This window comes from Phenylobacterium sp. LjRoot225, from assembly GCF_964252855.1.
Lineage (GTDB): Bacteria > Pseudomonadota > Alphaproteobacteria > Caulobacterales > Caulobacteraceae > Phenylobacterium.
Genome location: NZ_CAXUPL020000001.1, coordinates 926067 through 952150, shown reverse-complemented (window position 1 = coordinate 952150; position 26084 = coordinate 926067). Strand labels below are relative to the sequence as shown.

Below are 26084 nucleotides of genomic sequence, written 5' to 3'. Positions count from 1 at the left end.
TAAGCCGCGTGATGATCCTTGGTCGAGGTCACGGGGGTGGAGACTCCGGACGCCCCCTCAGTCGCTTCGCGACAGCTCCCCCGTTTCACGGTGGAGCATCTTCGGCCCAGATCCTCCGGCGCGCAGCGGCGGAGGTGGCTCGCGTAGCGAGACGGAGGGGGCGTTCGGCGCCTCAGATCTCGCCGACGTACGTCCGTTCGCCCCGGCGTCCCAGCCGCACCAGCACTTCGTGGGCCACGGTTCCGGCCGCGGCGGCGAGGTCGTCGAGATGGACGTTGTCGCCGAGCAGTTCGACCATCTCGCCGGCCTGGGCCTCGGCGTCGCCCAGGTCGATCGCCAGGAGGTCCATGTTGACGAACAAGAGCGCGCGACGGGCGCCGGCGAACCAGGCGTAGCCCCCGCCGCCCGCCGCCCGGATCATGCCGTCGGCGTAGCCCGCGCCGACCATCGCCACGCGGGTGGTCCGCTCGAGCACGACCTTGGCGCCGTAGCCCAGGCGCTCGCCGGGACGGACGGTGCGGATGTCGAGGATGGGCGCGGTCAGCCGCGCCACTGCCTTCAGCCTCGGGTCGGGCCGCTCCTGCGGGCCGCCGCCGTAGAGGCTGACCCCCGGCCGCACCAGGTCGAAGCGATAGTCGGGCCCGAGGAAGATCCCCGCCGAGGCCGCCAGGCTGGCGCGCGCCTCGGGAAACAGCGCCCGGACCGCGGCGAAGCGTTCGAGCTGCCGGCCGTTGTGGGGATCGGCAGGATCGGTTCCCGCGCCCAGGTGGCTGATCACCAGGCCGAGGTCGAGGCCGCGCAGCCGATCGATCGACTGGGCGAGCGCGCGGGCCTCGTCGGGCGTGACGCCCTGGCGGTTCATGCCGGTGTCGACGTGCAGGCCGGCGGTGAGGGGCCGGCCCAGCTGGCGGGCGAAGGCCGTCGCCGCGCTGACCTGGGGCAGGCTGGACAGCACGGGCGTCAGGCCGGCGGCGACCAGGCGCGGACCGCTTCCCGTCGTCAGGCCGTCGAACACATGGATGGCGGCCGGCCGTTCCGGACCCAGGCCTTCGCGCAGGGCCTCGCCTTCCGCCAGCCGGGCGACGAAGAAGCTGCGCGCGCCCTCGGCCCAGAGCCGGCGGCCGATGGCGACCGCGCCGAGGCCGTAGCCGTCGGCCTTGACCACCGGCGCCACCGCCGCGCCGGCCGCCTCCGACGCCAGGACCCGATAGTTGTGGGCGAGGGCGTCGAGGTCAATGCTGAGCTGCGCGACGGCCTCGCTGGGCAAGGGAGCCTTACTCTTCGCTCTGGTGGAAGCGGGCGTGGTGGTCGCGGGCGAGGTTGCCGAACTTGGTGATGTCCTCATTGAACGCCAGCTTCACGGTCCCGATCGGACCGTGCCGCTGCTTGCCGATGATGATCTCGGCCAAGCCCTTCACCTGGTCCAACTGTTCCTGCCACTTGAAGTGCTCTTCCGTATTTTCGCGCGGCTCCAGACGGCTCAGATAGTAGCTTTCGCGATAGACGAACATGACCATGTCGGCGTCCTGCTCGATCGAGCCGGATTCCCGCAGGTCGGACAGCTGGGGCTTCTTGTCCTCGCGGTTCTCGACCTGGCGGGAGAGCTGCGACAGGGCGATGACCGGCACCGCCAGCTCCTTGGCCAGGGCCTTAAGGGACTGGGTGATCATCGAGACTTCCTGCACCCGGTTGTCGGACCCGGAGCCGCCGCCGGTGATCAGCTGCAGATAGTCGACGATGACCAGGTCGAGGCCGACCATCCGCTTCAGGCGCCGCGCCCGGGCGGTCAGCTTGGCGATCGAGAGGCCGCCGGTGGCGTCGATGTAGAGCGGCGCTTCCTGGATCTCGAGGGCCGCGTCGCGGATGCGGCCGAACTCCATGGCGTCGATCTCGCCCTTGCGCAGCCGGTCGCCCGAGACGCCGGAGACTTCGGCGAGCAGGCGCATCGCCAGCTGCTCGGCGCTCATTTCCAGCGAATAGAAGGCGACGACTCCGCCGCGGACGGTCTTGCGCGTTCCGTCGGGCTGCGGCTCCCAGGCGTAGTTGCGGGCGACGTCGAAGGCGATGTTACAGGCCAGCGAGGTCTTCCCCATCGAGGGGCGCGCGGCCAGGATCACCAGGTCGGACGGGTGCAGGCCGCCGATCTTCTGGTCGAGGTCGATCAGGCCGGTCGAGACGCCGGCCAGGCCGCCGTCGCGGCCATGCGCCTCAGCCGCCATGGCCACGGCGCCGTGCAGGGCGTCGGCGAAGGTGACGAAGCCCTGTGAGACGCCGCCGGTCTCGGCGAGGCTGAACAGCTTCTGTTCAGCCTGTTCGATCTGGTCGCGGGCGGTGAGGTCCGCGTCACCCTTCTGCGCCATCGCGGCGATGTCGCCGCCGATGCGGATCAGCTCCCGGCGCAGCGCCAGGTCATAGACGGCGCGGGCGTAGTCCGGGGCGTTGGCGGCCGGCGGCGCCCGGTCCACCAGGTCGGCCAGGTAGCGCACCCCGCCGAGCTCTTCGAAACCCGGATCCCGGGCGAACTGTTCGGCGAACAGGATGGGCTCGGCCAGCTGGCCCTTGCGGATGTTGGTTTCGATCGCGGTGAACAGCCGCTGGTGGAACGGCTCGTAGAAATGCTGCTCGTTGAGGAAGTCGCCGATCCGCTCGAAGGCGCCGTTGTCATAGAGGATGGCGCCCAGCAGCGCCTGCTCGGCCTCGACGTTGGCGGGGACGTGCTGGATCGTGATGTCGTTGGAGACGGAGCGGAGGTCGAGCGCCGGGACGATTGCCATATGTTACCGTTAGCCTAACGGCCGGCGTGTGTTCACTGCGGCATCCCGGCCTGGGGCCACCTGTCCACATACTTCACCCCAGGCTGTGGACAAGCGGCCGGCCGGGCGTCGTGACGGAAGATGCAATCAGAACGGGTGGTCAGGCGAGCGGGACGCCGGCGGCGCCTGCGGGGTCGTCGAGGCCGACTTCACCCGGGGCGAGGATGGAAATGTGTCGCGCAGCGGAGGTCGCCATATAGATCACCAGGGCGCAGCCGATCGGGAACATCAATTCGTTGACCACGGCGCCGGCGAGCGCCGGAAACTTCGCCTTGGCGAGGTGGGCGGTGATCCAGATGTTGACGCCGCCGAAGACGACGCCGACGGCGAGCCCGGCCAGAGCGAAGCCTCGGGCGCTGGCCTGCGGCCGGCTGAGAAGCCAGCCGAGCACGGCGCCAAGGCAGGCATATTCCACCGTCTTCACCGAGCAGAGCGCGTAGACGGCCGGGGTGATCTTGTCCACCGGCGCCTCCATCAGACTCTGCAGACCGCGCTGCAGGCCCTTGGCCGCGCTGAACCCCAGGGGCGCCGAGATCAGACCGAGCGCGCCCATGGCGGCGCTGCGAGCGCGCGCGGCGACGGAGCCCAGCACCACGCCGGCGCAGACGAAGACCGCCCAGGTGACCCCGTTCAGCAGGTCCGGCAGCCATTTCAACCCGGGCCACGGCGCGCCTGCGGCGGTGCGGGTCGCAAGCACCAGGACCTGCAAGGCGACGCCGAGGGCGATCGCCATCCAGACCGTCGTGAGCAGGCGGGAGATCGCCTGCTGCGAGGTAACGCTCGGGCGGGCAGGCTCCGTCATCACCACCTCCGATCGACAGGAAGGTAGCTTAACTTAACGGGCCGATAAGGGAAAATATCCGCCGCAGGGCGGCGGAAGTCTATTGCGCCGCGAGCGCCAGGGCTTCGGACTGGATCTTGCGGCAGCGCGACAGCGGAGCGAGCTGATCGGCTCCGTTCTGCACGTTGCGCACCCAGGCCATGTCGCCGTGCACGGCGATCACCTCGAAGTGCGGGAACAGGTTCGTTCCCGAACGGACGAGGTCGCCGGCGAGGATCTCTTCGTCATACTCGCGCTCGTGGCGGATCGAGAAGACGTCGGAGTAGCTGGAGAGGGACATGGCGCCCTTTCGAGAAAAATACGGTCGAAGGCCTTAGGCCTTGGGTGGTTTGCGGCCGGGCCGGGCCCAGAGGCTCGTCGCCAGGAGGCTGACGGCGAACAGGGCGAAGGCTGCGATCACCAGACCGAGATAAATCGTTTGGGCGAACATGTGAGGGCTCCATTTCGTCGCACTCAGCCTCCGCCAGACGCCGCTTGCCGGGAATTCCGGGCGTCTCCCTAGGTAGTGGTCCGGAGGCGACAGGGCGTACACCTGCGGCGCAGCCTCGAATCTGCAGGAGATTCCGATGCGTCGTTTTGTCCTGGTCCTGGTGCTCGCGACGCTCTCTGCCGGTTGCGCGAGCGTCGGCGGGGCGCAGGACTGGCGCCCCTGGCGCAGCCGGGCCGAGGCGGGCCACATCTTCGTCCGTCGCGCCTGCGCCGGCTGCCATGCGGTCGGCGTCCGGGGACTGAGCCCTAATCCGCTGTCGCCGCCGTTCCGCACGCTCGCCGAGCGGCTGCCGGGCGCGGCGCTGAAGGCGGACCTGTCCGCCATCGCGTCGCGCGGGCATGCGCAGATGCCGCCCATCTATATGACGCCTGGGGAAATTCGCGCGGTGGCGGCCTATATCCGCTCGGTGGCGCCGCGCAGCGTGACCTGAGCGGCAGGCCTTGCGATCTTCGGCGGCGATGCGATCTCATGCCGATGACCGAAACGCCCACAACCCCATCCCGCCGCATCGGGCCCGGCCTCGCCGCAGGCGTCGACGAAGCGATGATCCAGCGGCTGGTGCACGCCTTCTACGCCAAGGTCCGGCAGGACCCGACGCTCGGGCCGATCTTCAACCGTGAGGTCGCCGACTGGGACGAGCACCTGGCCAAGCTGTGCGACTTCTGGTCCTCGGTCCTGCTGATGAGCGGCCGCTTCAAGGGCCAGCCCATGGCGGCCCACGCCCGGCTGTCGGACGTCACCCCGGCCCACTTCGTCCCCTGGCTCCGGCTCTTCCACGAGACCGCGGGCGAGGTCTGCCCGCCGGAGGCGGCGGCGCTGTTCCGCGCCAAGGCCGACCAGATCGGCGAGAGCCTGCAACTGGGGATTTCGGTCGGTCGCGGCGAGCCGCCGTCGCCGCGCGCGCGGCGCATGCTCACGCTCCCGCGGAAGCCTACGTAACGGTCCCGAGGTGTCGCCAAGGACGAGACACCCTATCTGCAACACACATCCCGGTCCGAACCAGGACCTCAAGGTCAGTGAGATGGATTACAGAGACGCCTTCCGGGTTGCTTTGGACAAGGTCCGGGGCGAGGGCCGCTATCGTGTGTTTGCGGACCTGAAGCGCCACCGCGGGGATTTCCCGCGGGCGACCTGGACGCGTGGCGACGGGACGACGGCGGAGGTCGTGGTCTGGTGCTCGAACGACTATCTCGGCCAGGGCCAGAATCCGGTGGTGCTGGACGCCATGCAGCGGGCTTTGGAAGAGGCCGGCGCGGGCTCCGGGGGCACGCGGAACATCTCGGGCACCACCCACTATCACGTGGAGCTTGAGCGCGAGCTGGCGGACCTGCACGGCAAGGAAGCCGCGCTGCTGTTCACCTCGGGCTACGTCTCCAACGAGGCGACGCTGTCGACCCTGTTCAAGATCCTGCCGGGTCTGATCGTCTTCTCCGACGCGCTGAACCACAATTCGATGATCAGCGGCATCCGGCTGGGCCCGAAGGCGCAGCGGCGGGTGTTCCGCCACAACGACCTTGAGCATCTCGAGGAGCTGCTGCGCGAAGCCCCGGCCGACGCGCCCAAGCTGATCGCCTTCGAGAGCGTCTATTCGATGGACGGCGACATCGCCGACCTGCCGGCCACGGTGGCGCTGGCCAAAAAATACGGCGCGATGACCTACCTCGACGAGGTGCATGCGGTGGGCATGTACGGCCCCCGCGGCGCGGGCGTGGCCGAGCGCGACGGGGTGATGGGCGAGATCGACATCGTCGAAGGCACCCTGGGCAAGGCGTTCGGGGTGATGGGCGGCTATATCGCCGCCGACGCGGTGATCGTCGACGCCATCCGCAGCTACGCCGACGGCTTCATCTTCACCACCTCGCTGCCGCCGGCGCTGGCGGCCGGGGCGGCGGCCTCGATCCGCTGGCTGAAGGACCACAATGAGGTGCGCGTGGCGCACCAGGCGCGGGCCGCGACGCTGAAGGCGCGGTTCGCCCAGGCGGGCCTGCCGGTGATGGCCTCGGCCAGCCACATCGTCCCGGTGCTGGTGGGCGATGCGCATCACTGCAAGCTGATCTCGGACATCCTGCTGTCGGACCACGGGGTCTACGTCCAGCCGATCAACTATCCGACGGTGCCGAAGGGGACCGAGCGGCTGCGCTTCACGCCGTCGCCCGGCCACACCGACGCGATGATGGACGACCTGGTCGCGGCCATGGAAGCCCTCTGGGTCCGCTGCAACGTCGCCCGCATGGGCGGGATCGCCGCCTAGCCGCGGCGTCCTGCGAGGGAAGAGACGCCCTCAGCCGGCGATCAGGCCGTAAAGCTTGCAGCGCGCGCTCCAGCCGCCCTTGAAGGTGGTGAGCACCTCGACCTGGACCTCGTGCATCGCGCCATGGCTCTCCAGGGTGAAGGTCGCGCCGATATCCGGGGGCAGGGGGTCGACCGACCAGATCACCACCTCGCCGGTGGTCAGCAGGTCGTGATCGAGGATTTCGTAACCGCTTTCGTTGAACGGCCTGAGGCCTGGCGCGCGCAGGGAGGACATTATTTGCGTCTCCGTACGCCGCGGCCCAGGCCGATCTGTTTGGCGAAGTCCGATCGACGCGCCGCGTAGGCGGGCGCGACCATCGGATAGTCTGCGGGGAGGCCCCAGCGACGCCGGTAGTCGTCCGGGCTCAGGTCGTAACGCGACCGCAGGTAGCGCTTCAGCATCTTGAGCTTCTTACCGTCCTCGAGGCAGACGATGAAGTCGTGCTGGACGGATTTCGAGATCGGCACGGCGGCCTTGGGCCGCTCCTCGATCGGCGGCGGCGCGACGCGGGAAAGCCCCTCAAGGGCGTGATGCACGGTGCGGATGATATCCGGAACGGCTTCGGCGGAGACAGCATTGCGGCTCACGTAGGCCGCCACAATCTCGGCCCCGAGGCGCAGTATCTCTTCCGGAGAGCGGCCGTCGGGGTCGGGTCCAACGCTCATTCAGTCCCCCTTTTCCACACATTCATGGAACCGGGCCGCGTGCGTGGCGACGCCCCGGATTACAACCGCAACGCGGTTGCTTCGGCGTTGGTTCCTCGCGAAGCGGTGCGGCCGATGCGCTCAGGCGTTGGAACCGCGGCCGCAACCGGTTAAAGAGCGGCTTCCGCCCGTCCTGTTCCCTAAAATGCCCTCGGAAAGGCGCCGCCTTGACCCTGCACGTGCAAGCCCAGTCCTCCGCCGACGAATTCTTCACCCGCGGCGTCGGCGAGACCGATCCGGACCTCGCCAAGGTTCTGCAGGGTGAAATGAAGCGTCAGCAGGACCAGATCGAGCTGATCGCCTCCGAGAATATCGTCTCGAAGGCGGTGCTGGAGGTCCAGGGCTCGGTGCTCACCAACAAGTACGCCGAAGGCTATCCGGGCAAGCGCTACTACGGCGGCTGCGAAGTGGTCGACGAGGCCGAGCGCCTGGCCATCGAGCGCGCCAAGCAGCTGTTCGGCTGCGACTACGCCAACGTCCAGCCGCACTCCGGCAGCCAGGCGAACCAGGCGGTGTTCATGGCCACCATGGCGCCGGGCGACACCTTCATGGGCATGGACCTGGCCTCGGGCGGCCACCTGACCCACGGCAAGAACGTCAACCAATCCGGCAAGTGGTTCCGGCCGGTCCACTACGGCGTCCGCGCCCAGGATCACCTGATCGACTACGACCAGGCCGAGGAGGTCGCCCTGGCCGAGAAGCCGAAGGTGATCATCTGCGGCGGCTCGGCCTATTCGCGGCATATCGACTTCGCCCGCTTCCGCGAGATCGCCGACAAGGTCGAGGCTGTCCTGATGGCCGACGTCGCCCACTATGCGGGGCTGATCGTCGGGGGCGAATATCCCAATCCGTTCCCGCACGCCCATGTCGTGACCACCACCACCCACAAGACCCTGCGCGGTCCGCGCGGCGGCATGGTGATGACCAACGACAAGAAGCTGGCCAGGAAGATCGACAGCGCCGTCTTCCCCGGCCTGCAGGGCGGACCGCTGATGCACGTCGTGGCGGCCAAGGCCGCGGCCTTCGGCGAAGCCCTGCGGCCGGAGTTCAAGCTCTACGCCCGCCAAGTGGTGGAGAACGCCCGCGCGCTCGCCGACAGCCTGCAGGCGGCCGGCTTCAAGATCGTCTCCAACGGCACCGACAGCCACCTCATGCTGGTCGACCTGACGCCGAAAGGCGTGAACGGGGCCGACGCCGAGATCGCCCTGGAACGCGCCGGCATCACCACCAACAAGAACGGCATTCCCTTCGACCCGCTGCCGCCGATGCAGACCTCGGGCCTGCGCGTCGGCTCGCCGGCGGGCACCACCCGCGGCTTCGGCGTCGGCGAATTCCGCCAGATCGGCAAGTGGATCGGCGAGGTGCTGGACGGGGTTGCGGCCGGCGGCGACAACTCGGCGGTCGAGGCCAAGGTCCGCTCGGAGGTTCTGGCGCTGACGAAACGGTTCCCCATCTACAGCTAATAGCGGTATGGGAACCGCGGGAGGGCCAGATCATGCGTTGCCCGTTCTGCGGCAGTGAAGACAGCCAGGTAAAGGATTCGCGCTCGTCGGAAGACGGCGCGGCGATCCGGCGTCGGCGGCTTTGTCCCGATTGCGGGGGCCGCTTCACGACCTTCGAGCGGGTGCAGCTGCGCGAGCTGACCATCCTGAAGCGGTCGGGTCGGCGCACGCCGTTTGAACGCGATAAATTGGCGCGTTCGATCGCGATCGCCACCCGCAAGCGGCCGGTGGATCCCGAGCGGATCGAGCGGATGATCTCGACCATCGTGCGCCAGCTGGAGAGCATGGGCGAGACCGAGCTGCCGTCCTCGGCGGTCGGCGAGCTGGTGATGAAGCAGCTGAAGCAGCTCGATGACGTGGCCTATGTCCGCTACGCCTCGGTCTATCGTGACTTCCGCGAGACCCAGGACTTCGCCCGGTTCCTCGGCGAAGAAGGCCTGAGCGAGACCGAGCAGACCGAGACCTAGGGTGTCGGGCGCTTGCGTCACCCTGAAGCTGGCCTCGTCGCTGGACGGCCGCATCGCCACCGCGTCCGGCGAGAGCAGGTGGATCACCTCCGAGGCCTCGCGCGAGGCCGTCCACCGCCTGCGGGCCGAGTACGACGCGGTGCTGGTGGGGGCGGAGACCGCGCTCGCCGACGATCCCGAGCTCACCGTGCGTCTGCCCGGCTACAACGGCCGCCAGCCCGCCCGGGTGGTGCTGGACAGCCGCCAGCGGCTTTCGCCCGTCTGCAAGCTGGTCGCCACCGCGCGCGAGATTCCCACCTATGTGGTTTCGACCACCCCGCCTGAGCCGCTGCTGGTCGACGCCGGCGTCAGGGTCCTGCAGGTCCGCGCAGTCGGAGAGGACCGACCGGAGCTGAAGGCCGTGATGGAGAGGCTAGCGGCGGAGGGCCTGCATCGGCTGTTCGTCGAGGGCGGCGGCCAGGTGGCGGCGAGCTTCCTGCGCTGCGGCCTGGTGGACCGGATCGAATGGTTTCGTGCGCCGATCGTCATCGGCGGAGAAGGCCGGCCGGCGGTGGGCGCTCTGGCGCTCGCCGGCCTCGCCGACGCCCCGCAGTTTCGCCGCAGCGAGGTCCGCGACGTGGGCGTCGATCTCTGGGAACGCTACGAGAGGGTCTGAATGTTCACCGGCATCGTCACCGACGTCGGCCGCGTCCGCGCGGTCCGCGACACCAACCGCGACCGCAGGTTCGAGATCGAGACCGCCTATGACGTGGCGACGATCGAGATCGGCGCCTCCATCGCCCACGCCGGCTGCTGCCTGACCGTGGTGGAGAAGGGCGAGGGCTGGTTCGCCGTCGAGGTTTCCGGCGAGACCCTGGAGGTGACGACGCTCTGCGACTGGACCGAAGGGCGCCGGGTCAACCTGGAGCGCGCCGCGCGGGTGGGCGACGAGCTCGGCGGCCATATCGTCTCGGGCCATGTCGACGGCATAGGCGAGGTGATCTCGGTGGAGGCGGAGGGCGGCTCCCACCGGGTCCGGATCCGCGCGCCGCGGCCGCTGCATCGCTTCATCGCGCCCAAGGGCTCGATCACGGTCGAGGGCGTCTCGCTGACGGTGAACGAGGTGGAGGACGACGTCTTCGGCCTCAATCTCATCCCGCACACCTGGGAGGTTACGACGCTCGGCGCGCTCGCGCCGGGGGCGCGGGTCAATCTCGAGATCGATATGCTCGCGCGCTATCTCGCCCGCTGGCGCGAAACGGCCTAAAGCGTCGGCGACATTCGTTTCAAGGACGGCCCCTGAAGATGAGCGACACCAAGATCCGCGTCCTGATCGTCGAGGCCAGGTTCTATTCGGACCTGGCGGACGAGCTGCTGCGCGGGGCGGTCGACGCCCTGGAGTCCTTCGGCGCGGCCTATGACGTGGTCACCGTCCCGGGCGCGCTGGAGATTCCCGGCGCGATCGCCGTGGCCGAGGAGGGCGCGCGCCGTCCGACGGGCAGCGACCCCTACGACGGCTATGTCGCGCTGGGCGCGGTGATCCGTGGCGAGACCTACCATTTCGAGATCGTCTCCAACGAATCCGCCCGGGGCATCATGGACCTGACGGTCCGCGAGGGGCTGTCGATCGGCAATGGCGTGCTCACCGTCGAAGACGAGGACCAGGCCTGGGCGCGTGCGCGGGTGAGCGAAGGCGACAAGGGGGGCGGGGCGGCGCGCGCGGCGCTGACCATGATCGCCCTGAAGCAGCAGTTCCAGGGCGCTCGCTCATGACCGGCCCCGCGCGGCAGGCGCGTTCGGTGGCCCGGCTGGCCGCCGTCCAGGCGCTCTATCAGATGGAAGTCTCCAGCGTCGGCGCCGAGGCGGTCATCCGCGAGTTCGGCGAGCACCGCTTCGATCGCGGCGTCGACGACATGACCCTGGCCGGCGCCGACGAGCCCTTCTTCGCCGATCTGGTGCGCGGCGTGGTCGCCCACCAGGGCGAGGTCGACAAGGCGGTGTCCAAACGGCTCGCTCAGAACTGGCGGCTGGAACGGATCGACGCCACGGTGCGCGCCATCCTGCGGGCCGGCGCCTACGAGCTCACCCACCGGGCCGACGTGCCCACCGAGGTGGTGATCGACGAGTATGTCGAGCTCGCTAAATCCTTCTTCGAGGGCCCGGAGCCCGGCTTCGTCAATGGGGCGCTCGACGGTGTGGCACAGGATGTCCGGCGCTGATGAATTCGACGAGATCGAACGCCTCTTCCGGCCGCTGACCCGGGGGGCGCCGGGCGCGTTCGACCTTTTGGACGACGCGGCCGTGATCCCCTCGCGCCCCGGCTACGATCTCGTCGTAACCAAGGACGCCCTCGTCGAGGGCGTGCACTTTCCGCGTGGCGAGGCGCCGGATCTGATCGCCCGCAAGCTGCTGCGGGTCAATCTCTCGGACCTCGCCGCAAAGGCGGCCGAGCCGTTCGGCTGTTTTCTCGCCGTGGCTTGGCCGAGCCATTTCGACGTCCGCCAGCGCGAACGCTTCGCCATGGGCCTGGCCGCCGACCTGGAAAGCTACGACCTGCACCTGCTGGGCGGCGATACGGTCGTCACCGACGGGCCGTTCACCGCCAGCCTGACCGCCATGGGCTGGGTCCCGCACGGGCGGATGGTGCGGCGCGCCGGCGCCCGGCCGGGCGATCAGCTGCTGGTGAGCGGCACCATCGGCGACGGCGCCCTGGGGCTCGCCGCCGTCCAGGGGGCGATCGCCGACGCCGAGGGCTTCCTGGCCTTCCGCTATCGCTTGCCGCAGCCGAGGCTGGACCTGCGCAAGCCGCTGCGCGCCTGGGCGACCGCCTCGGCGGACGTCTCGGACGGACTGGTCGCCGACGCCGGCCATATCGCCAAGGCCAGCGGCGTAGGCTTGATCCTCGACCTCGACCAGCTGCCGCTGTCGCGCGCCGCCGCCACCTGGCTCGAACAGCAGCCAGACCCGCAGGAGGCGCTGATCCGCCTCGGCACCGGCGGCGACGACTATGAGGTGGTCTGCACCATCCGCGCCGGCCAGGCCAAGCCCGCGGGCTTTGCGGTGATCGGCGAGGTGATCGCCGGCGACGGGGTCGAGGTGCGCGCCGCCGGTCGGCTGGTGGACGCGGGCCAGGGCGGCTGGCGGCATATTTGAACCGAATCGCACGGCACAGGCATTCACCCATGAGCGCTGTGGAGCGGCGCCAGGAGACATAGATGGCCTCGCCTGTCGGACTGCTGTCGCTGGCGACGGCGTCGCCGCCGCACGAACTGCCGCAGAAGGACGCCCTTGCGGCCGCGCGGATCCTCTTCGGAGACCGGTTTCCGCAGTTCGAGCGCATGGCCCCGGTGTTCGACGCGGTGGGCATCCGCACCCGTCAGATGGCGATGCCGCTCGAATGGTATTTCGAGCCTCACGACTGGGCCGAGCGGAATGCGGCCTATGTCGAAGCGGCGACGGCCCTGTACGAGGCGGTCGTGCGCCGCGCCCTTGACGAGGCGGGATTGACGGGCGGCGATGTCGACATCCTGGTCACGGTCTCCACCTCGGGCATCGCCACGCCGAGCCTGGAGGCCCGTTGCGCCGGCGCGCTCGGCTTTCGCACCGATGCCTTGCGGATACCCGTCTTCGGCCTGGGCTGCGCGGGCGGGGTGACGGGCCTGGCGCTGGCGGCCAGGCTGGCGGCCGCCGAGCCCGGCGCCCGGGCGCTGGTGGTGTGCCTCGAGCTCTGCAGCGTGTCCTTCCGGCTGGAGCATCCGTCGAAAGCGGACATCGTCGCCACGGCCCTGTTCGGCGACGGCGCGGCGGCCTGCGTGCTGCAGGCCGGGGAGGGCGGCTTCGCCCAGATCACCAGCGCGGCGGAGCATACCTGGCGCGATACCCTCGACATCATGGGCTGGCGGGTCGACCCGCATGGCCTGGGCGTGATCTTCGCCCAGTCGATCCCGCCGTTTGTTCGTACGAAGCTGCGGCCGGCGATGGCGCAGATGCTGGCCCGGCAGGACGTGGCCTTCGGGGAGGTCGACCGCTTCCTCTGCCATCCCGGCGGAACCAAGGTGATCGAAGCGCTCGAGGCCGCGTTGGACCTCGGCCAGGGGGCGCTGGATCACGAGCGTGCGGTGCTGGCCGACCACGGCAATATGTCGTCGCCGACGGCGCTCTATGTGCTGGACCGCGCCCGCCGCGCGGGCCTGCCGCCCCGCTCGGTGCTGACGGCGCTTGGGCCGGGCTTCACCGCCAGCACGGCCACCCTGCAGGCGGCATGATCGCCTCGATCCTGATCCTCGCCTTCGTCACCGCCCAGCGGCTGGGCGAGCTGGCGCTCGCCCGGCGCAACACCCGCAGGTTGCTGGCGCGCGGCGCCAAGGAGACCGGCGCGGAGCACTATCCGCTGATCGTCGGTCTGCACGCCGCCTGGCTCGGCGGCCTCTGGGCGCTCGCCTGGGACCGTCCCGCCAACCTCGGCTGGCTGGCGGTCTACGCCGTCCTGCAGATCCTGCGCGTTTGGACCATCGCGGTGCTCGCCGAGCGCTGGACGACCCGGATCCTGACCGTTCCCGGCGAGACCTTGGTCCGCCGCGGCCCCTACCGGCTGGTCTCGCATCCCAATTACCTGGTGGTGGTCGGCGAGATCGCGGTCTTGCCGCTGACCTTCGCCATGCCGCTCTACGCCCTGGTGTTTTCGCTGCTCAACGCCTCGGTCCTCTGGGTGCGGATCTCGGCGGAGAACGCCGCGCTGCGCTCCGCCCAGGCGCATGAGGGGTGAACCGCTAGGCGGGGTGCAGGTCGAATCGCACCTGGGAGCGGCCGTAGTCCAGCGAGACGGCGCGGAACTGGCGCAACAGGTCCATGCCGAGCAGCACCGCCGGGATCTCCGCCACGCCCCAGATCCGGAAGGCGTGGGTGTCGGCGTGCACCACCGGCACGTTTCCGAGCTCGAGCCCGCCGAGGCGCAGGAAGGGCAGGTAGAGCAGTTCGCCAGCGAACGGCTCGCCCAGGATCGAGACCATCTGCACCATCTGGCGAGGATCGCGCGAGCTGCGGCGGCGCTCGATCATCCGGCGCAGCGGGGCGTTGCACAGGCTGGCCTCGGAGCCCGAGTCGATCAGGCAGCTGATCCGCTTCTCGCCGAGCTCGGCGTCGACAATGGTCAGCTGGCCGAGCCGGCGGCGCGCCTGGACGATGACGCGTCCGGGACGGGTGAAGTCGTGTCGGGAGTCCGCCAGCTCCAGGCTGTTGCGCGTGAAGTCGAGGGTCAGCCGCAGGTTCTGCAGCCAGTCCACGGCCAGGACGCCGCCGAGCCGCGGGTCGTCGAGCTCCAGGGCGAGCGCGGCCATGCCGCGGCGCGTCTGGCGACCGACCGTCAGTTCATCGATGAAGGCCAGCGGCTGCGACCGCACGCCGACCATGGTGTGTACGGGACGCGACGGCCGGACCGGCAGGGCCAGGGCGTCGGCCAGCCGCCGGGCGACGCAGGAGATGTTCGCGCCGGTGTCGACCATGAAGGGGTAGGGGCCGTGGCCGTTCAGCGTCACCGGGACGGTGAGACGATCGAAGGGGTCGCTGGCGCCGTCCACCAGGCCGTCCGCCAATGGCGCGGAATCAGCCGGGCGCGGCGTCATGGCCTGCGCGACGGGGCCTGTCGTTTCCGGCCTGAGCGGCGTGGCGGTGGACCAGGCCGGGGGCGCGGCCAAGCCAGCTGCGGATGCAAGCAGCATCTCAATCGCGTGACGGCGTGACGGCGACATGCGCCAGCCTCCTCCCAGGGCGGCGAAGGATACCACGGTTCGCCTGTCTGCGCTCGCGCGCGGCCTCAACGCGACGGAAACCTGTCCGGGCTAGGGTTGCGCCATGCTTCGCCGCCTCCTGAGCTTCGCCCTGCCGCTTCTGCTGCTCGCCGCCGCGCCGGCGGCGGCCGAAGAGGGCGCTGCGGCCAGCAAGCAGGTGGGCCAGTACGTCGACCTGCAGCCGATGGCCCTGCCGATCATCGTCGACGGCCAGCTGGCGAACTATGTCTTCGTCTCGGTGCGGTTGAACCTCGCCAGCGGCGCCGACACCAATCGCTGGCGCGCCAAGGAGCCTTTTCTCCGCGACGCCGTGGTGCGCGCGGCCCACGCCACCCCGTTCACCGTGCCGAGCGACCTCCAGAAGATCGACGTGGCCAGGCTGACCGCTTCGCTGATGCGATCCTCGGCGGTGATCTTCGGTCCCAACGTGGTCCGCTCGGTGACGGTGACGTCTCAGGTCTCCAGCCGGCGGGCGCGCCCCAAGGCCTGACCAAGCTTGGTCCGCGCGCAGACCACGGCTTGCCGAGCAATGATGCGCCAACCATTGCGTGCGTCGGCGATCCTTGGCACCCTCCGGCCCGTTAATAAGCGGGCGCGCCAACAAGAAGAGCGCCGGCACTAGGGAAACCGGGGCGGGAAATCTAGGATTCGGCCGCTTTCGACTGCGGCAGGACCCGCCCCCGCGAAACGCAAAAGGGGCGCTTTTATGAGTTCAACTCTGTTGCTGGTGATCGTCGCCGGCCTGTTGGCCGTGCTGTACGGCGCCGTACAGACGGGCGTGCTGTTGAAGGCTCCGGCCGGCAATGCGCGCATGCAGGAGATCGCCGCCGCCATCCAGGAAGGCGCGACAGCCTATCTGCGGCGGCAATACACCACCATCGCCATCGTCGGCGTGGTCATCCTCGTGGCGGTGGCCTTGCTGATCGGCCCGCTCTCGGCGATCGGCTTCGCGATCGGCTCGGTGCTGTCGGGCCTGGCGGGCTTCGCCGGCATGCTGATCTCGGTGCGGGCCAATGTGCGCACCGCCCAGGCGGCGTCCGAAGGGCTGGAGAAGGGCCTCAGCCTGGCCTTCCGCTCGGGCGCCGTCACCGGCATGCTCGTCGCCGGCTTCGCGCTCCTCGGCGTCAGCGTCTACTTCTGGATCCTGACCGGGCCGCTCGCCCTCGATCCGACCAGCCGTGACGTCGTCGACAGCCTGGTCTCCCTGGGCTTCGGCGCCAGCCTGATCTCCATCTTCGCCCGTCTCGGCGGCGGCATCTTCACCAAGGGCGCCGACGTCGGCGGCGACATGGTCGGCAAGGTCGAGGCCGGCATCCCGGAGGACGACCCCCGCAACGCCGCGACCATCGCCGACAATGTGGGCGACAACGTCGGCGACTGCGCCGGCATGGCCGCCGACCTGTTCGAAACCTATGCGGTGACCACGGTCGCCACCATGGTGCTGGCGGCGATCTTCTTCCGCGGGACCGCCGAGGTGGGGACCATGATGCTCCTGCCGCTGGCGATCTGCGGCGTCTGCATCATCACCTCGATCATCGGCACCTTCTTCGTCCGCCTGGGCAAGAGCCGCAACATCATGGGCGCCCTCTACCAGGGGTTGATCGTCACCGGCGTCCTGTCGCTGATCGCCATCTGGTGGGTGATCACCAATATGGTTCCCGGCGTGCTCACCGTCGGCGCCAAGAGCTTCGACGGCATGAGCCTGTTCTGGTGCGGCGTCGTCGGCCTCGCCGTGACCGCCGCCATCGTGGTGGTCACCGAGTTCTACACCGGCACGAACTTCCGGCCGGTGAAGTCGATCGCCAAGGCTTCGGTCTCCGGCCATGGCACCAACGTCATCCAGGGCCTGGCGATGTCGCTGGAAGCGACGGCGCTTCCGGCGCTGTCGATCATCATCGGCATCATCGTCGCCTACAATCTGGCGGGCCTGTTCGGCATCGCCATCGCCACCACCTCGATGCTGTCGCTGGCGGGCTTCATCGTCGCCCTCGACGCCTTCGGCCCGGTGACCGACAACGCCGGCGGCATCGCCGAAATGGCCGGCCTGCCGCCCGAGGTGCGCGTCTCGACCGACGCGCTCGACGCCGTGGGCAACACCACCAAGGCGGTGACCAAGGGCTATGCGATCGGCTCGGCCGGCCTGGGCGCCCTGGTGCTGTTCGCCGCCTATACCGAGGACCTGAAGTTCTTCGTCGCCAACGCGACGCCCGGCTCCTTCTACTACGGAGTGGGCGAGGTCGCCTTCGACCTGTCCAACCCCTATGTGGTGGTCGGCCTGCTGTTCGGCGGGCTGCTGCCCTTCCTATTCGGCGGCCTGTCGATGACCGCCGTCGGCCGGGCCGCCGAAGCCGTGGTCACCGAGGTTCGCCGCCAGTTCAAGGAGAACCCGGGAATCATGACCGGCGAGGTGAAGCCGGAATACGGCCGCGCCGTCGACATCCTGACGAAGGCCGCCATCCGCGAGATGATCGTGCCGTCCCTGCTGCCGGTCGCCTCGCCGATCGTGCTGTTCTTCGTGATCCGCGCCATCGCCGGCAAGGCCGAGGCCTTCTCCTGCCTGGGCGCCATGCTGATGGGGGTGATCGTCACCGGCCTCTTCGTCGCCATCTCGATGACCTCGGGCGGCGGCGCGTGGGACAACGCCAAGAAGCTGATCGAAGAGGGCCACTACGGCGGCAAGGGGTCGGACGCGCACAAGGCGGCGGTGACCGGCGACACCGTCGGCGACCCCTACAAGGACACGGCCGGCCCCGCCGTGAACCCGATGATCAAGATCACCAACATCGTGGCCCTGCTGCTGCTCGCCGTCCTGGCCCACGGCGTGGTCGGCTGATCGCCTTCAACGGCTGAAAAGAGAAACGCCCCGGAGAGCGATCTCCGGGGCGTTTTTCTTTGGGGCGCCGGTCCGGGGCCGGCTGGCCGGAGCGCCTAGCGGCGGTCGCCCGGACGTTGGCCGGGGACGCCCTCGTCGTCGTTCGGCAGCATGCTGCCGCGACCGACGGTGCCCAGGACCTGTTCGAGGATCGACAGCTGCCGGCCGAGGGTCGGCGTCTCGCGTTCGTTGAAGGCGATCACCCGCCCATCCTTGAGGGTGTAGTTGTTGACCGCCGTGACCTGCTCGCTCTCCTTGTCGAAGGCGATGGCCGTGACATGGCGGGCGACGACCCTGGGCCGCTGGAAGGCGACGCGCTCCTTCACCTGGTTCATGTAGAACCAGACATTGGGATCGAAGGTCGAGGTGGCCGAGGGCGAGCCCAGCTTGCCGCGTACGGTGGACTTGGTGTCGCCGCCGACCTTCACGTCCTTGGCGGGATCGGCGTCGATCGCCTGGAAGCCGGAATAGCTGGAGATCGGCGCGCAGGCGCCTGTGGAGAGCAGGCCTAAGGCGCAGGCTGCAATGAGTGCGCGGCGAAACATGTGCTGAAAGGGCCCGTTCTTACTGGAGGCTTTGACCTATCGCTCGTCGCCCCTTAGTTCAATGCCGCCTTTAGTCCGCTGATCGGGCGAAATCGAGGCCCTGATGCTGAAACGCCTGTTCCGACCCAATCCGGCCCGCGATATCGGCCGCGCGCTCTATGCCGCCGCGGTGGAACAAGCGCGCGCGCCCGCCCTCTACGCGACGTTCGCCGCGCCGGACACGGTGGAGGGTCGCTTCGAGATCTACACCCTGCACGTCGTCCTGCTGCTCGACCGGCTGAATCAGCCCGGCGACAGGGTGAAGGCGACCTCCCAGGGGCTGTTCGACGCCTATGTCGGGGCGCTGGATCACGCCCTGCGCGAAATGGGCGTGGGCGACCTCTCGGTCGGCAAGAAGATGCGCAAGCTGGGCGAGGCCTTCTATGGCCGGGTGAAGTCCTACCACGCAGCCTTCGCCGCCCTGCCGGAGCGCGGGGCCCTGCACGATCTCCTGGCGCGCACGGTCTACGCCGAAGGCGACGCCGGCCGCGCCCCGGCGCTGGCCGACTATGTCGCCGCCCAGCGCGACCATCTGGCCGCCCAGCCGCTCGACCAGCTGCTGGATGGCCGCGTCGATTGGAGACTGCCGTGAGCGGGGCCACGAAAGGCGAATGGAACCGGCCAGTTCGGCTGCATGAGATCGGCCGCGGCGAATTCAAGCTTCGCCTGGAGCCTGACGCCGCCGAGCGGGCGCGAATCGCCCGTGAGCTCGACCTGGAAAGCCTGCCGGCCCTGACCGCCGACATCACCGTGCGTCCGTGGCTCGACGGGGCGGAGATCATCGGCCGCTTCAAGGCGACGGTCGGCCAGCTCTGCTCGGTCTCGGCCGAACCCTTCGAACAGCCGCTGCAGGGCGAGATCGAGATCAGGGTTGTCCCGGCCGGCAGTCCGAATGCGCCGGGTGAGAGCGTGCACGAAGTCGAGCTGGAGCTCGACGCGCCGGATCCGCCGGACGTCCTGGAGGGCGACGCCATCGACCTTGCGGCCTATGTCGTCGAACACCTGGCGCTGGAGATCGACCCCTTCGCGCGCAAGCCCGGGGCCGAGTTCACCTACGAGCCGCCGACCCAGGAAGAATCGCCTTTCGCTGTGCTGAAGGGCCTGAAGACGCCAAAGCCATGAGGCGGCGGAGTTTTCTTCGCGTATAGCCGGGCGTATCGTCGCCCCGATTCCTCGGACGCGGCGTGATCGCGAATTAATTTGTCAGGAGGGAGCATTCCCGGCCGCGCGCCGAACGCTCCAGCCTTGAAGGACGATATAGGCCGCTTTGAACGAACCTCTGGTGATCTCGATCGACGCCATGGGCGGAGACCACGGGCCGTCCGTGGTGATTCCGGCCGTCGCCCTGGCGCTCTCCGCGCTGCCGCCGAACGTCCGCGTGCTGCTGCACGGCGACGAAGCCGTGCTGACCCCGGAGGTCGCGCGTCGCCCAAGCCTGGCCGCACGGGCGGAGGTGCGCCACGCCGAGCGCGTCATCGGCAATGACGAGAAGCCCGCCCAGGCCCTGCGCCGCGGGAAGGGCACCTCCATGTGGAACGCCATCGAGGCGATCCGCGACGGCAGGGCGACCGCAGCGCTGTCGGCCGGCAACACCGGCGCGCTGATGGCGATTTCCAAGCTGCTGCTGCGGATGAGCGCGGACCTCGAGCGGCCGGCCCTGGTGGCCAGCCTGCCCAATCCGCGCGGCTTCACGACCTTCCTCGACGTGGGCGCCAATGTCGATTGCGACGCCGCGCGGCTGATCGAGTTCGCCATCATGGGCGAGGCCTTCCACCGCGCCGCCCACGGCGTGGCGCGGCCGACCGTCGGCCTGCTCAACGTCGGTTCCGAGGAGATGAAGGGCCACGAGGAGGTGCGCGAGGCGCACCGCGTCCTGCGCGAGGGCGGCCTGTCGCTGAACTACAAGGGCTTCGTCGAAGGCGACGACCTGACCGGCGGCGCGGTCGACGTGGTGGTCACCGACGGCTTCACCGGCAATGTCGCCCTGAAGGCCATGGAGGGTGCGGCCCGTTTCATCACCAACGAGCTGAAGACGGCGCTGACGGCCAATCTGACCGGCACCATCGGCGCGGCCCTGGCGCGACCGTCGCTGCGACGCTTCCGCGACCGGCTGAGCCCGCCGCCGGCGGCGCCGCTTCTGGGCTTGAACGGCATGGTGCTGAAATGCCATGGCGGCGCCGGCGAAAGCGATTATGCGCATGCGGTGCGCGTGGCGGTGGATCTGGCCCGAAGCGACTTCTCGGGCGAGATCGAACAGAATATGCGGCGTCTACCCTCGGCCATGGCCGAGCAGGTCCAAAGGCCCGTCGAAGGAGGGGTTTAAGTGTCCATCGTCCAGCGTAGCGTCGTAACGGGGGTGGGCGGCTACCTGCCGGACCGGATCGTCACCAACGACGAGTTGGCCAAGGTGGTGGACACCTCCGACGTCTGGATCACCGAACGCACGGGCATTCGCCAGCGCCATCGGGCCGCCGACGACCAGCCGACCTCCGACCTCGCCGTGGCGGCCGCGCGCCGCGCGCTGGAGTCCGCCGGCCGGACGACCGACGACGTCGACCTGATCGTGGTGGCCACCACCACCGGCGACCAGACCTTTCCCGCCACCGCCACCATCGTCCAGCGCAAGCTCGGCTGTCCCGTGGGTCCGGCCTTCGACGTCCAAGCGGTCTGCTCGGGCTTTGTCTATGCGCTCTCGGTGGCGGACGGCTTCGTCGCCCGCGGCCGATCGAAGTGCGCCCTGGTCATCGGCGCCGAGGAAATGACCCGGCTGATGGACTGGACCGACCGCGGCACCTGCGTGCTGTTCGGCGACGGCGCCGGCGCAGTGGTGCTCGAGGCCGGACGCGGGGAGGGGACCAAGGCCGACCGCGGCGTGCTGGGCTTCGCGCTGATGGCCGATGGCACCAAGCAGGACCTGCTCTATGTCGACGGCGGGGTCTCGACCAACGGCCAGATCGGTTACCTGCGGATGCAGGGCAACCAGGTGTTCCGCCACGCGGTGGTGAACATCTCCGAGGCCATCCTCTCCGCGGCGGCCGACGCCGGGGTGGAGGTGTCCGAGGTCGACTGGTTCATCCCCCACCAGGCCAATCTGCGGATTCTTGAAGGCGTCGCCCGCCGGCTCGGCATCGACGAGGCCAAGGTCATCACCACCGTGGCCGAGCACGCGAACACGTCAGCGGCCTCGATTCCTCTAGCATTGGATGCGGCCGTGCGCGACGGACGGATCAAAAAGGGCGATCTTCTGCTGATGGAGGCTATGGGCGGCGGCCTGACATGGGGCGCCTGCGTCGTGCGCTTCTGAGAGGCGCCCTAACCAGGAATACGAAACGGGGCCTTGAAGTCTTTGACCTAATAGGACAATCAAGGGACATGAACAGCATCGCTGCAGAAAACGGGCAAAGGATGAAGGGCGAGACCGTCACCCGCGCCGACCTTTGCGAAGCGGTCCACGAGGAAGTGGGCCTGACACGCCAGGATTGTGGCGAATTGGTGGAACGTGTCCTGGAGCTGATGGCCCAGGCGCTCGAGCGTGGGGAGCAGGTCAAGCTCTCCGGTTTCGGCGTCTTCCAGGTGCGCGCCAAGAACGCCCGCATGGGACGCAATCCCAAGACCGGCGAGCCCGCTCCCATCGATCCCCGCCGGGTGATCGGATTTCGCGCCTCGCAGGTGATGAAGGCGCGGGTCGATCGCGCCCTCTCCCGGTGAGGACCGCCGCGGTGAGGATCCGCTGAGCGCCGTGACGAAGGGCCCCGAAGCCTTTCGGACGATCTCAGAAGCAGCCGACGAGCTGAGCGTGCCGCAGCATGTGTTGCGGTTCTGGGAGACCAAGTTCGCCTTCATACGTCCGATGAAGCGGGCGGGGGGCCGTCGTTTCTACCGGCCGCAGGACATCGCCGTGCTGCAAGGCGTGCGCCGGCTGCTGCACGAAGAAGGCTACACCATCAAGGGCGTCCAGCGGCTCCACCGCGAGGCGGGGGTGGGCCGGCTGGTCGCCGCCGGCCAGGGCGAGTCGCCGCCGCCGGAAGCCGCCTTCACCGAGCTGTTGGGCGGAGACCTCGACGAAGACGTCCGCGACCGGCTGAGCGAGACGCTTGCGGACCTGGAAGACGCCAAGACCCGGCTCGACGCCCTCCTCAAGCGATGATCGGCGGCCGGGACCTGTCATGAAGGTTCTCGTCGTCTTCTGCCATCCCGTCCGCGAGAGCTTCTCCCGGGCGATTCTCGACCGCTGCGTCGCCGACCTCAGCCGCGCGGGACACGAGGTGACCGTCAAGGACCTCTACGCCGAAGGCTTCGAGCCGGCGCTCTCCACCGAGGAACGCCGCGCCTACGAGGACGTGGGCGCCGACCGCCACGCGATCGCCGGCGAGATCGCGGCGTTGAAGGCGGCGCGCGGCCTGCTCCTGATCTATCCGACCTGGTGGTACGGCCTGCCGGCCATGCTGAAGGGCTGGTTCGACCGGGTCTGGCTGCCAGGCGTCGCCTTCGACCTGGATGACAAGCGGGGAATCTCCACCCACCTCCTGAGCGGAATCGACCGGCTGATGGTGGTCACCACCTATGGCGCGCCGCGCTGGTACATCCGGCTGTGGATGGGCGATCCCGGCCGCAAGCTCATGCTGCGCGGCTTCCGGCCGCTCCTGGCGCCGGGTTGCAGGACGTCCTGGTCGGCGCTCTACGCCATGGACCAGGCCACGCCGGCCAAGCGCGCCCGCTACCTCGAGACGGTGAGCCGCAAGCTGGCGCTCTTCCGTCCCTGATGGCCGTTCCAGGCAACCGGGCCTGTCGTCGACAGACCAGCGGACCGCACGCGGCGAATTGAACGCTGCGCCCGCCGGCGGCAGGGTTGGACTTGGAGGGCGTCTTGGCGCGCAGCCATAGGCGCGCGGGCCGTCCAGGGAGAGAGCGCGTGATCCGGACCCTATCTCAGATCAAGGACGAGCTCGCCGACCGCGAGGCCATCCGCGACTGCCTCTATCGCTATTCCCGCGGGACCGACCGCTGCGACGAGGAGATGCTGCGCAGCGCCTACTGGCCGGACGCCATCGACGACCACCTGGTCTTTTCAGGCGACCGCGAGGCGCTGATCGCCTGGATGCTGCCGATCATGAAGGGCGGCATGGACCAGACCATGCACCTGATCGGCAATATCCTGATCCAGCTGAACGGGGCGGAGGCCCATGTGGAGTCCTACTTCTACGGCTTCCACCGGATCCGCGGCCAGGACGGCAAGCCGCACGACACCATCGGCTCCGGCCGATACCTCGACCGCTTCGAGCGCCGCAACGACGAATGGCGCATCGCCAAGCGGGTCGTCATGACCGACTGGTTCCGCGACTATCCCGACTCCGCCGACTGGGAGACCGGCCCCTTCGGCATGAAGGTCCCGCCCGGCGGCCGCTATCCGGACGATCCGAGCTACGGGTTTTTCAGGGGCGAGTAGGGCCGCTGCGGGTCGCCGCCGTCTCGGCGACGTTTCACCAGGGCGCGCAGCTGGCGCGTTCGCTCCGGAACGCCTGCCAGTGACGATCGAACTGCGTCACCGCTTCGGCGCTCCAAAGCGTCACCGACTTGCGCTGCACCGCGCCGTAGACCTCGGTGCGGACCGCGACCAGTTCGTCGTGACGCTTGGAGGTGTGCGTCTCGAGGAAGCGATAGACGGCGGTGTCGAACAGCCCCTCCAGCGCGTCGTCTTGGATATCAAACGAGTAAACGTACATCGGTTCCCGTCCAAACATTGGACAATGGGTAATGGGCTAAGCAATGGGCGTGCCATTGCGTGGGGTGGCGCCAATTAGACTGGAATCATTACCGGTAGGCTTAATTCATCAGCTGGATGGAGATTGGCGCCGGGCAGATTGCCGCATGGGTGATTTGGCGTGTTCAGCCAAATCAGCCGCGGCTCTTCAATCTGCTGATCTCGTCTCTGCTCTAAGGATTGATCGATCGGCCGACCCGCAAAATCCGCCAAGTGCTTGATTTTGCGATGGTCGGAGCGACAGGATTTGAACCTGCGACCCCTTGACCCCCAGTCAAGTGCGCTACCAGACTGCGCTACGCTCCGACGCCTCGCGGCGAGGCGGTTCTTCTAACCGCTCGGCGGGGGAGGGCAAGCGCAAACTGTGGGCCTCCTCTCCCCGTTTGCGGGGAGTAGGGTGAGGGGTGGCGCTGTGCAACCGCTCCCACCGTTCGCGCAGCCTACGGGCGCTTCTGGCTGAACCTTGGTGCGGATGGCGGCTCTGAGCCGCCCGTCACCCAACCCTCTCCCCGACGGGGAGAGGGCTTTTTGCTCACCGACCGCTGTTCATCCAGCGGAGCAGCGGCAGGATGGGCAGGCCCCAGGCCATGCCGACGACGACGTAGAAGGCCAGTTGCACGGCGATGTTGTTGGGCAGGTGGTCGGCGATCTTCGAGGCCGCCAGGGCATAGGCCGCCACGAAGATCAGGATGCCGATAAGGCCGATGAATTTGCGGACACGCGCGGACATGTTCCGCTCATAGCCGGCCCCGCCCGGCGGCGGAAGCGCGCTCGTCGGCGCCGACATGGACGTGGGCGCGATTTCCGGGTAGCGAGCGCCCCAGTTCAGACGGAAAGGGCGCGGCATTCGCCCCATGACCTCGTTCCTGCGTTCCGACCGCTCGCGCGCCGTCGCAATCTGGCTGTTCGCCGTGGCCGTCCTGGTGATGGCCATGGTCGTGGTCGGAGGGTCCACCCGGCTCACCGGCTCGGGCCTTTCGATCACCCAGTGGCGGCCCGTCACGGGCGCGGTTCCTCCGCTCAGCCTGGCCGAATGGCAGGCGGAGTTCGCCCGCTACAAGACCATCCCGCAGTACCAGCTGGTCAACCGCGGCATGACGCTCGACCAGTTCAAGGGGATCTACTGGTGGGAGTGGACCCATCGGCTGCTCGGGCGGCTGGTCGGCTTCGCCTTCTTCGCGCCCTTCGTGATCTTCGCGTGGCGCAAGGAGATCCCGCAGCGCCTGCTGCTCAGGCTGGGCGGCCTCTTCATACTCGGCGGCCTGCAGGGCCTGGTCGGCTGGTGGATGGTGGCCAGCGGCCTGGCCCACCGGGTCTCTGTCGCCCCTGAGCGGCTGATGATCCACCTGGGCCTGGCCTTCGCTCTTCTCGGGGCCCTGGTCTGGACCGCGCTCGACGCCTGGGCGGGCGGGGCGCGGCAGACGCTTCCCGGCCCCTGGGGACGCCGGGCGCTGGGCCTGGTCGGCCTGATCTTCCTGCAGGTGCTGCTGGGGGCGCTGGTCGCCGGCAACCACGCCGGCCTAGTCTACAACGACTGGCCGCTGATGAACGGCCAGGTCTTTCCCGCCGATTACGCCGGCCCCGGGATCTGGGCGACCCTGGCGCACAGCCAGGGCGCGGTGCAGCTGCACCATCGGCTGGTCGCCTATCTGCTGACCGGGGTCGCCATCGCCTGCGGGATCGGCGCCTGGCGCTCGACCTATCTGGCGGACGACGCCAAGCGGCTGGCGCTGGCGGTGACCGCCGCGGTGCTGCTGCAGGCCGGCCTGGGCGTGGTCACCCTGATCGCCGTGGCGCCGGTCGGCCTGAGCCTGGCTCACCAGGTGATGGCGGCCGTCACCCTCTGCCTCGCCGTGGCCTTCGCCTGGCGGGTTCGCCGGGTTTGATGCAAAAAGGCGCGGTATTATGTTACCGCAATATATAAGCGGAGGATTTTAAACGGGTTTTCGGGTTTGTTGGAATTTTCCCGGCCTTGACTTCGCGGCCGGTACT

33 protein-coding genes and 1 tRNA gene are annotated in these 26084 nt (G+C 68.9%); 23 read left to right on the top strand and 11 right to left on the bottom strand.

Features of this window, described 5'->3' with window-relative positions:
- Positions 1 to 172: 172 nt before the first annotated feature.
- From alr to ACSQ2B_RS04620, 4 genes are all read right to left on the bottom strand, one after another.
- Positions 173 to 1267: an alanine racemase gene (gene alr, locus ACSQ2B_RS04635; protein ID WP_436047766.1), complete on the bottom strand. Its 1095-nt coding sequence runs from the start codon at positions 1265 to 1267 to the stop codon at positions 173 to 175.
- Between the two features lie 7 nt (positions 1268 to 1274).
- Complete coding sequence (locus ACSQ2B_RS04630) at positions 1275 to 2774, bottom strand: replicative DNA helicase (protein WP_436047764.1); 1500 nt, start codon at positions 2772 to 2774, stop codon at positions 1275 to 1277.
- Between the two features lie 139 nt (positions 2775 to 2913).
- Entirely contained in the window at positions 2914 to 3615 is a 702-nt protein-coding gene (locus ACSQ2B_RS04625; protein ID WP_436047762.1) for a hypothetical protein, read from the bottom strand.
- A gap of 79 nt (positions 3616 to 3694) precedes the next feature.
- Positions 3695 to 3934, bottom strand: coding sequence for a hypothetical protein (locus tag ACSQ2B_RS04620; protein ID WP_436047760.1), 240 nt, complete (start codon positions 3932 to 3934; stop codon positions 3695 to 3697).
- A 286-nt stretch (positions 3935 to 4220) separates the two neighbouring features.
- Here ACSQ2B_RS04620 and ACSQ2B_RS04615 point away from each other — a divergent pair, with 286 nt between their 5' ends.
- The 3 genes from ACSQ2B_RS04615 (at position 4221) to hemA (ending at position 6395) form a co-directional block, all read left to right on the top strand.
- Positions 4221 to 4574: a c-type cytochrome gene (locus ACSQ2B_RS04615; protein ID WP_436047758.1), complete on the top strand. Its 354-nt coding sequence runs from the start codon at positions 4221 to 4223 to the stop codon at positions 4572 to 4574.
- A 38-nt stretch (positions 4575 to 4612) separates the two neighbouring features.
- Positions 4613 to 5083, top strand: coding sequence for a group III truncated hemoglobin (locus ACSQ2B_RS04610; RefSeq protein WP_436047756.1), 471 nt, complete (start codon positions 4613 to 4615; stop codon positions 5081 to 5083).
- Between the two features lie 82 nt (positions 5084 to 5165).
- Entirely contained in the window at positions 5166 to 6395 is a 1230-nt protein-coding gene (hemA, locus tag ACSQ2B_RS04605) for a 5-aminolevulinate synthase (RefSeq protein WP_436047754.1), read from the top strand.
- Positions 6396 to 6425: 30 nt separating this feature from the next.
- Here hemA and ACSQ2B_RS04600 read toward each other — a convergent pair whose 3' ends face one another.
- Positions 6426 to 6671 carry a hypothetical protein gene (locus ACSQ2B_RS04600; protein ID WP_436047752.1) on the bottom strand — a complete coding sequence of 82 codons (246 nt, stop codon included), beginning with the start codon at positions 6669 to 6671 and terminating at the stop codon, positions 6426 to 6428.
- Positions 6671 to 7102, bottom strand: coding sequence for a MucR family transcriptional regulator (locus ACSQ2B_RS04595; protein ID WP_436047750.1), 432 nt, complete (start codon positions 7100 to 7102; stop codon positions 6671 to 6673). The genes ACSQ2B_RS04600 and ACSQ2B_RS04595 overlap by 1 nt, the downstream gene beginning before the upstream one ends.
- Before the next feature lie 212 nt (positions 7103 to 7314).
- Between ACSQ2B_RS04595 and glyA the strand changes: the two genes are divergently transcribed.
- The 9 genes from glyA to ACSQ2B_RS04550 all read left to right on the top strand — a co-directional run bounded on the left by glyA (position 7315) and on the right by ACSQ2B_RS04550 (position 13854).
- Entirely contained in the window at positions 7315 to 8604 is a 1290-nt protein-coding gene (gene glyA, locus ACSQ2B_RS04590) for a serine hydroxymethyltransferase (protein ID WP_436049581.1), read from the top strand.
- 32 nt (positions 8605 to 8636) lie between these two features.
- Positions 8637 to 9110 (top strand): transcriptional regulator NrdR, encoded by a 474-nt coding sequence (gene nrdR / locus ACSQ2B_RS04585; protein ID WP_436047748.1) that lies wholly within the window; start codon positions 8637 to 8639, stop codon positions 9108 to 9110.
- Between the two features lies 1 nt (position 9111).
- Complete coding sequence (locus ACSQ2B_RS04580) at positions 9112 to 9765, top strand: RibD family protein (RefSeq protein WP_436047746.1); 654 nt, start codon at positions 9112 to 9114, stop codon at positions 9763 to 9765.
- Positions 9766 to 10356, top strand: coding sequence for a riboflavin synthase (locus ACSQ2B_RS04575; protein WP_436047744.1), 591 nt, complete (start codon positions 9766 to 9768; stop codon positions 10354 to 10356).
- A gap of 38 nt (positions 10357 to 10394) precedes the next feature.
- Positions 10395 to 10862 (top strand): 6,7-dimethyl-8-ribityllumazine synthase, encoded by a 468-nt coding sequence (ribH, locus tag ACSQ2B_RS04570; protein WP_436047742.1) that lies wholly within the window; start codon positions 10395 to 10397, stop codon positions 10860 to 10862.
- Positions 10859 to 11308 carry a transcription antitermination factor NusB gene (nusB, locus tag ACSQ2B_RS04565; RefSeq protein ID WP_436047740.1) on the top strand — a complete coding sequence of 150 codons (450 nt, stop codon included), beginning with the start codon at positions 10859 to 10861 and terminating at the stop codon, positions 11306 to 11308. Before ribH ends, nusB begins: the two co-directional genes overlap by 4 nt.
- On the top strand, positions 11295 to 12242 hold the full coding sequence (gene thiL, locus ACSQ2B_RS04560) for a thiamine-phosphate kinase (RefSeq protein WP_436047738.1): 948 nt from the start codon (positions 11295 to 11297) through the stop codon (positions 12240 to 12242). Before nusB ends, thiL begins: the two co-directional genes overlap by 14 nt.
- 62 nt (positions 12243 to 12304) lie before the next feature.
- On the top strand, positions 12305 to 13354 hold the full coding sequence (locus ACSQ2B_RS04555) for a type III polyketide synthase (RefSeq protein WP_436047737.1): 1050 nt from the start codon (positions 12305 to 12307) through the stop codon (positions 13352 to 13354).
- Positions 13351 to 13854, top strand: coding sequence for an isoprenylcysteine carboxyl methyltransferase family protein (locus ACSQ2B_RS04550; RefSeq protein WP_436047736.1), 504 nt, complete (start codon positions 13351 to 13353; stop codon positions 13852 to 13854). Before ACSQ2B_RS04555 ends, ACSQ2B_RS04550 begins: the two co-directional genes overlap by 4 nt.
- 4 nt (positions 13855 to 13858) lie before the next feature.
- On the opposite strand, the gene ACSQ2B_RS04545 is transcribed toward ACSQ2B_RS04550, so the two are convergent.
- Positions 13859 to 14710, bottom strand: coding sequence for a retroviral-like aspartic protease family protein (locus ACSQ2B_RS04545; RefSeq protein ID WP_436047735.1), 852 nt, complete (start codon positions 14708 to 14710; stop codon positions 13859 to 13861).
- A gap of 229 nt (positions 14711 to 14939) precedes the next feature.
- Here ACSQ2B_RS04545 and ACSQ2B_RS04540 point away from each other — a divergent pair, with 229 nt between their 5' ends.
- Both ACSQ2B_RS04540 and ACSQ2B_RS04535 read left to right on the top strand, forming a co-directional pair.
- Complete coding sequence (locus tag ACSQ2B_RS04540) at positions 14940 to 15365, top strand: hypothetical protein (RefSeq protein WP_436047733.1); 426 nt, start codon at positions 14940 to 14942, stop codon at positions 15363 to 15365.
- A gap of 216 nt (positions 15366 to 15581) precedes the next feature.
- Positions 15582 to 17708 carry a sodium-translocating pyrophosphatase gene (locus ACSQ2B_RS04535; protein WP_436047731.1) on the top strand — a complete coding sequence of 709 codons (2127 nt, stop codon included), beginning with the start codon at positions 15582 to 15584 and terminating at the stop codon, positions 17706 to 17708.
- Positions 17709 to 17803: 95 nt separating this feature from the next.
- Here ACSQ2B_RS04535 and ACSQ2B_RS04530 read toward each other — a convergent pair whose 3' ends face one another.
- Complete coding sequence (locus tag ACSQ2B_RS04530) at positions 17804 to 18292, bottom strand: outer membrane protein assembly factor BamE (RefSeq protein WP_436047729.1); 489 nt, start codon at positions 18290 to 18292, stop codon at positions 17804 to 17806.
- Positions 18293 to 18395: 103 nt separating this feature from the next.
- Here ACSQ2B_RS04530 and ACSQ2B_RS04525 point away from each other — a divergent pair, with 103 nt between their 5' ends.
- The 8 genes from ACSQ2B_RS04525 (at position 18396) to ACSQ2B_RS04490 (ending at position 23777) form a co-directional block, all read left to right on the top strand.
- Positions 18396 to 18923, top strand: a complete 528-nt coding sequence (locus ACSQ2B_RS04525; protein WP_436047727.1) for a ubiquinol-cytochrome C chaperone family protein — start codon at positions 18396 to 18398, stop codon at positions 18921 to 18923.
- Positions 18920 to 19453: a YceD family protein gene (locus tag ACSQ2B_RS04520; protein WP_436047725.1), complete on the top strand. Its 534-nt coding sequence runs from the start codon at positions 18920 to 18922 to the stop codon at positions 19451 to 19453. Before ACSQ2B_RS04525 ends, ACSQ2B_RS04520 begins: the two co-directional genes overlap by 4 nt.
- 145 nt (positions 19454 to 19598) lie before the next feature.
- Positions 19599 to 20654 carry a phosphate acyltransferase PlsX gene (gene plsX, locus ACSQ2B_RS04515; RefSeq protein WP_436047723.1) on the top strand — a complete coding sequence of 352 codons (1056 nt, stop codon included), beginning with the start codon at positions 19599 to 19601 and terminating at the stop codon, positions 20652 to 20654.
- 6 nt (positions 20655 to 20660) lie between these two features.
- A complete protein-coding gene (locus tag ACSQ2B_RS04510) occupies positions 20661 to 21635 on the top strand; it encodes a beta-ketoacyl-ACP synthase III (RefSeq protein ID WP_436049580.1) in 975 nt (324 codons plus the stop codon).
- A gap of 101 nt (positions 21636 to 21736) precedes the next feature.
- On the top strand, positions 21737 to 22039 hold the full coding sequence (locus tag ACSQ2B_RS04505; RefSeq protein WP_436047721.1) for an integration host factor subunit alpha: 303 nt from the start codon (positions 21737 to 21739) through the stop codon (positions 22037 to 22039).
- Between the two features lie 31 nt (positions 22040 to 22070).
- On the top strand, positions 22071 to 22478 hold the full coding sequence (locus tag ACSQ2B_RS04500; RefSeq protein WP_436047719.1) for a MerR family transcriptional regulator: 408 nt from the start codon (positions 22071 to 22073) through the stop codon (positions 22476 to 22478).
- A gap of 19 nt (positions 22479 to 22497) precedes the next feature.
- Entirely contained in the window at positions 22498 to 23094 is a 597-nt protein-coding gene (locus ACSQ2B_RS04495; protein ID WP_436047717.1) for an NAD(P)H-dependent oxidoreductase, read from the top strand.
- 149 nt (positions 23095 to 23243) lie between these two features.
- Positions 23244 to 23777 carry a nuclear transport factor 2 family protein gene (locus tag ACSQ2B_RS04490; RefSeq protein ID WP_436047715.1) on the top strand — a complete coding sequence of 178 codons (534 nt, stop codon included), beginning with the start codon at positions 23244 to 23246 and terminating at the stop codon, positions 23775 to 23777.
- A 34-nt stretch (positions 23778 to 23811) separates the two neighbouring features.
- Here the strand turns inward: ACSQ2B_RS04490 and ACSQ2B_RS04485 are convergent, their stop codons facing one another.
- From ACSQ2B_RS04485 to ACSQ2B_RS04475, 3 genes are all read right to left on the bottom strand, one after another.
- Positions 23812 to 24054, bottom strand: coding sequence for a hypothetical protein (locus ACSQ2B_RS04485; RefSeq protein ID WP_436047713.1), 243 nt, complete (start codon positions 24052 to 24054; stop codon positions 23812 to 23814).
- Positions 24055 to 24321: 267 nt separating this feature from the next.
- Positions 24322 to 24398, bottom strand: a tRNA-Pro gene (locus ACSQ2B_RS04480).
- A 226-nt stretch (positions 24399 to 24624) separates the two neighbouring features.
- Positions 24625 to 24822, bottom strand: a complete 198-nt coding sequence (locus tag ACSQ2B_RS04475; RefSeq protein ID WP_436047711.1) for a DUF2842 domain-containing protein — start codon at positions 24820 to 24822, stop codon at positions 24625 to 24627.
- 124 nt (positions 24823 to 24946) lie between these two features.
- Between ACSQ2B_RS04475 and ACSQ2B_RS04470 the strand changes: the two genes are divergently transcribed.
- Positions 24947 to 25978, top strand: a complete 1032-nt coding sequence (locus tag ACSQ2B_RS04470; protein ID WP_436047709.1) for a COX15/CtaA family protein — start codon at positions 24947 to 24949, stop codon at positions 25976 to 25978.
- Positions 25979 to 26084 lie beyond the last annotated feature (106 nt).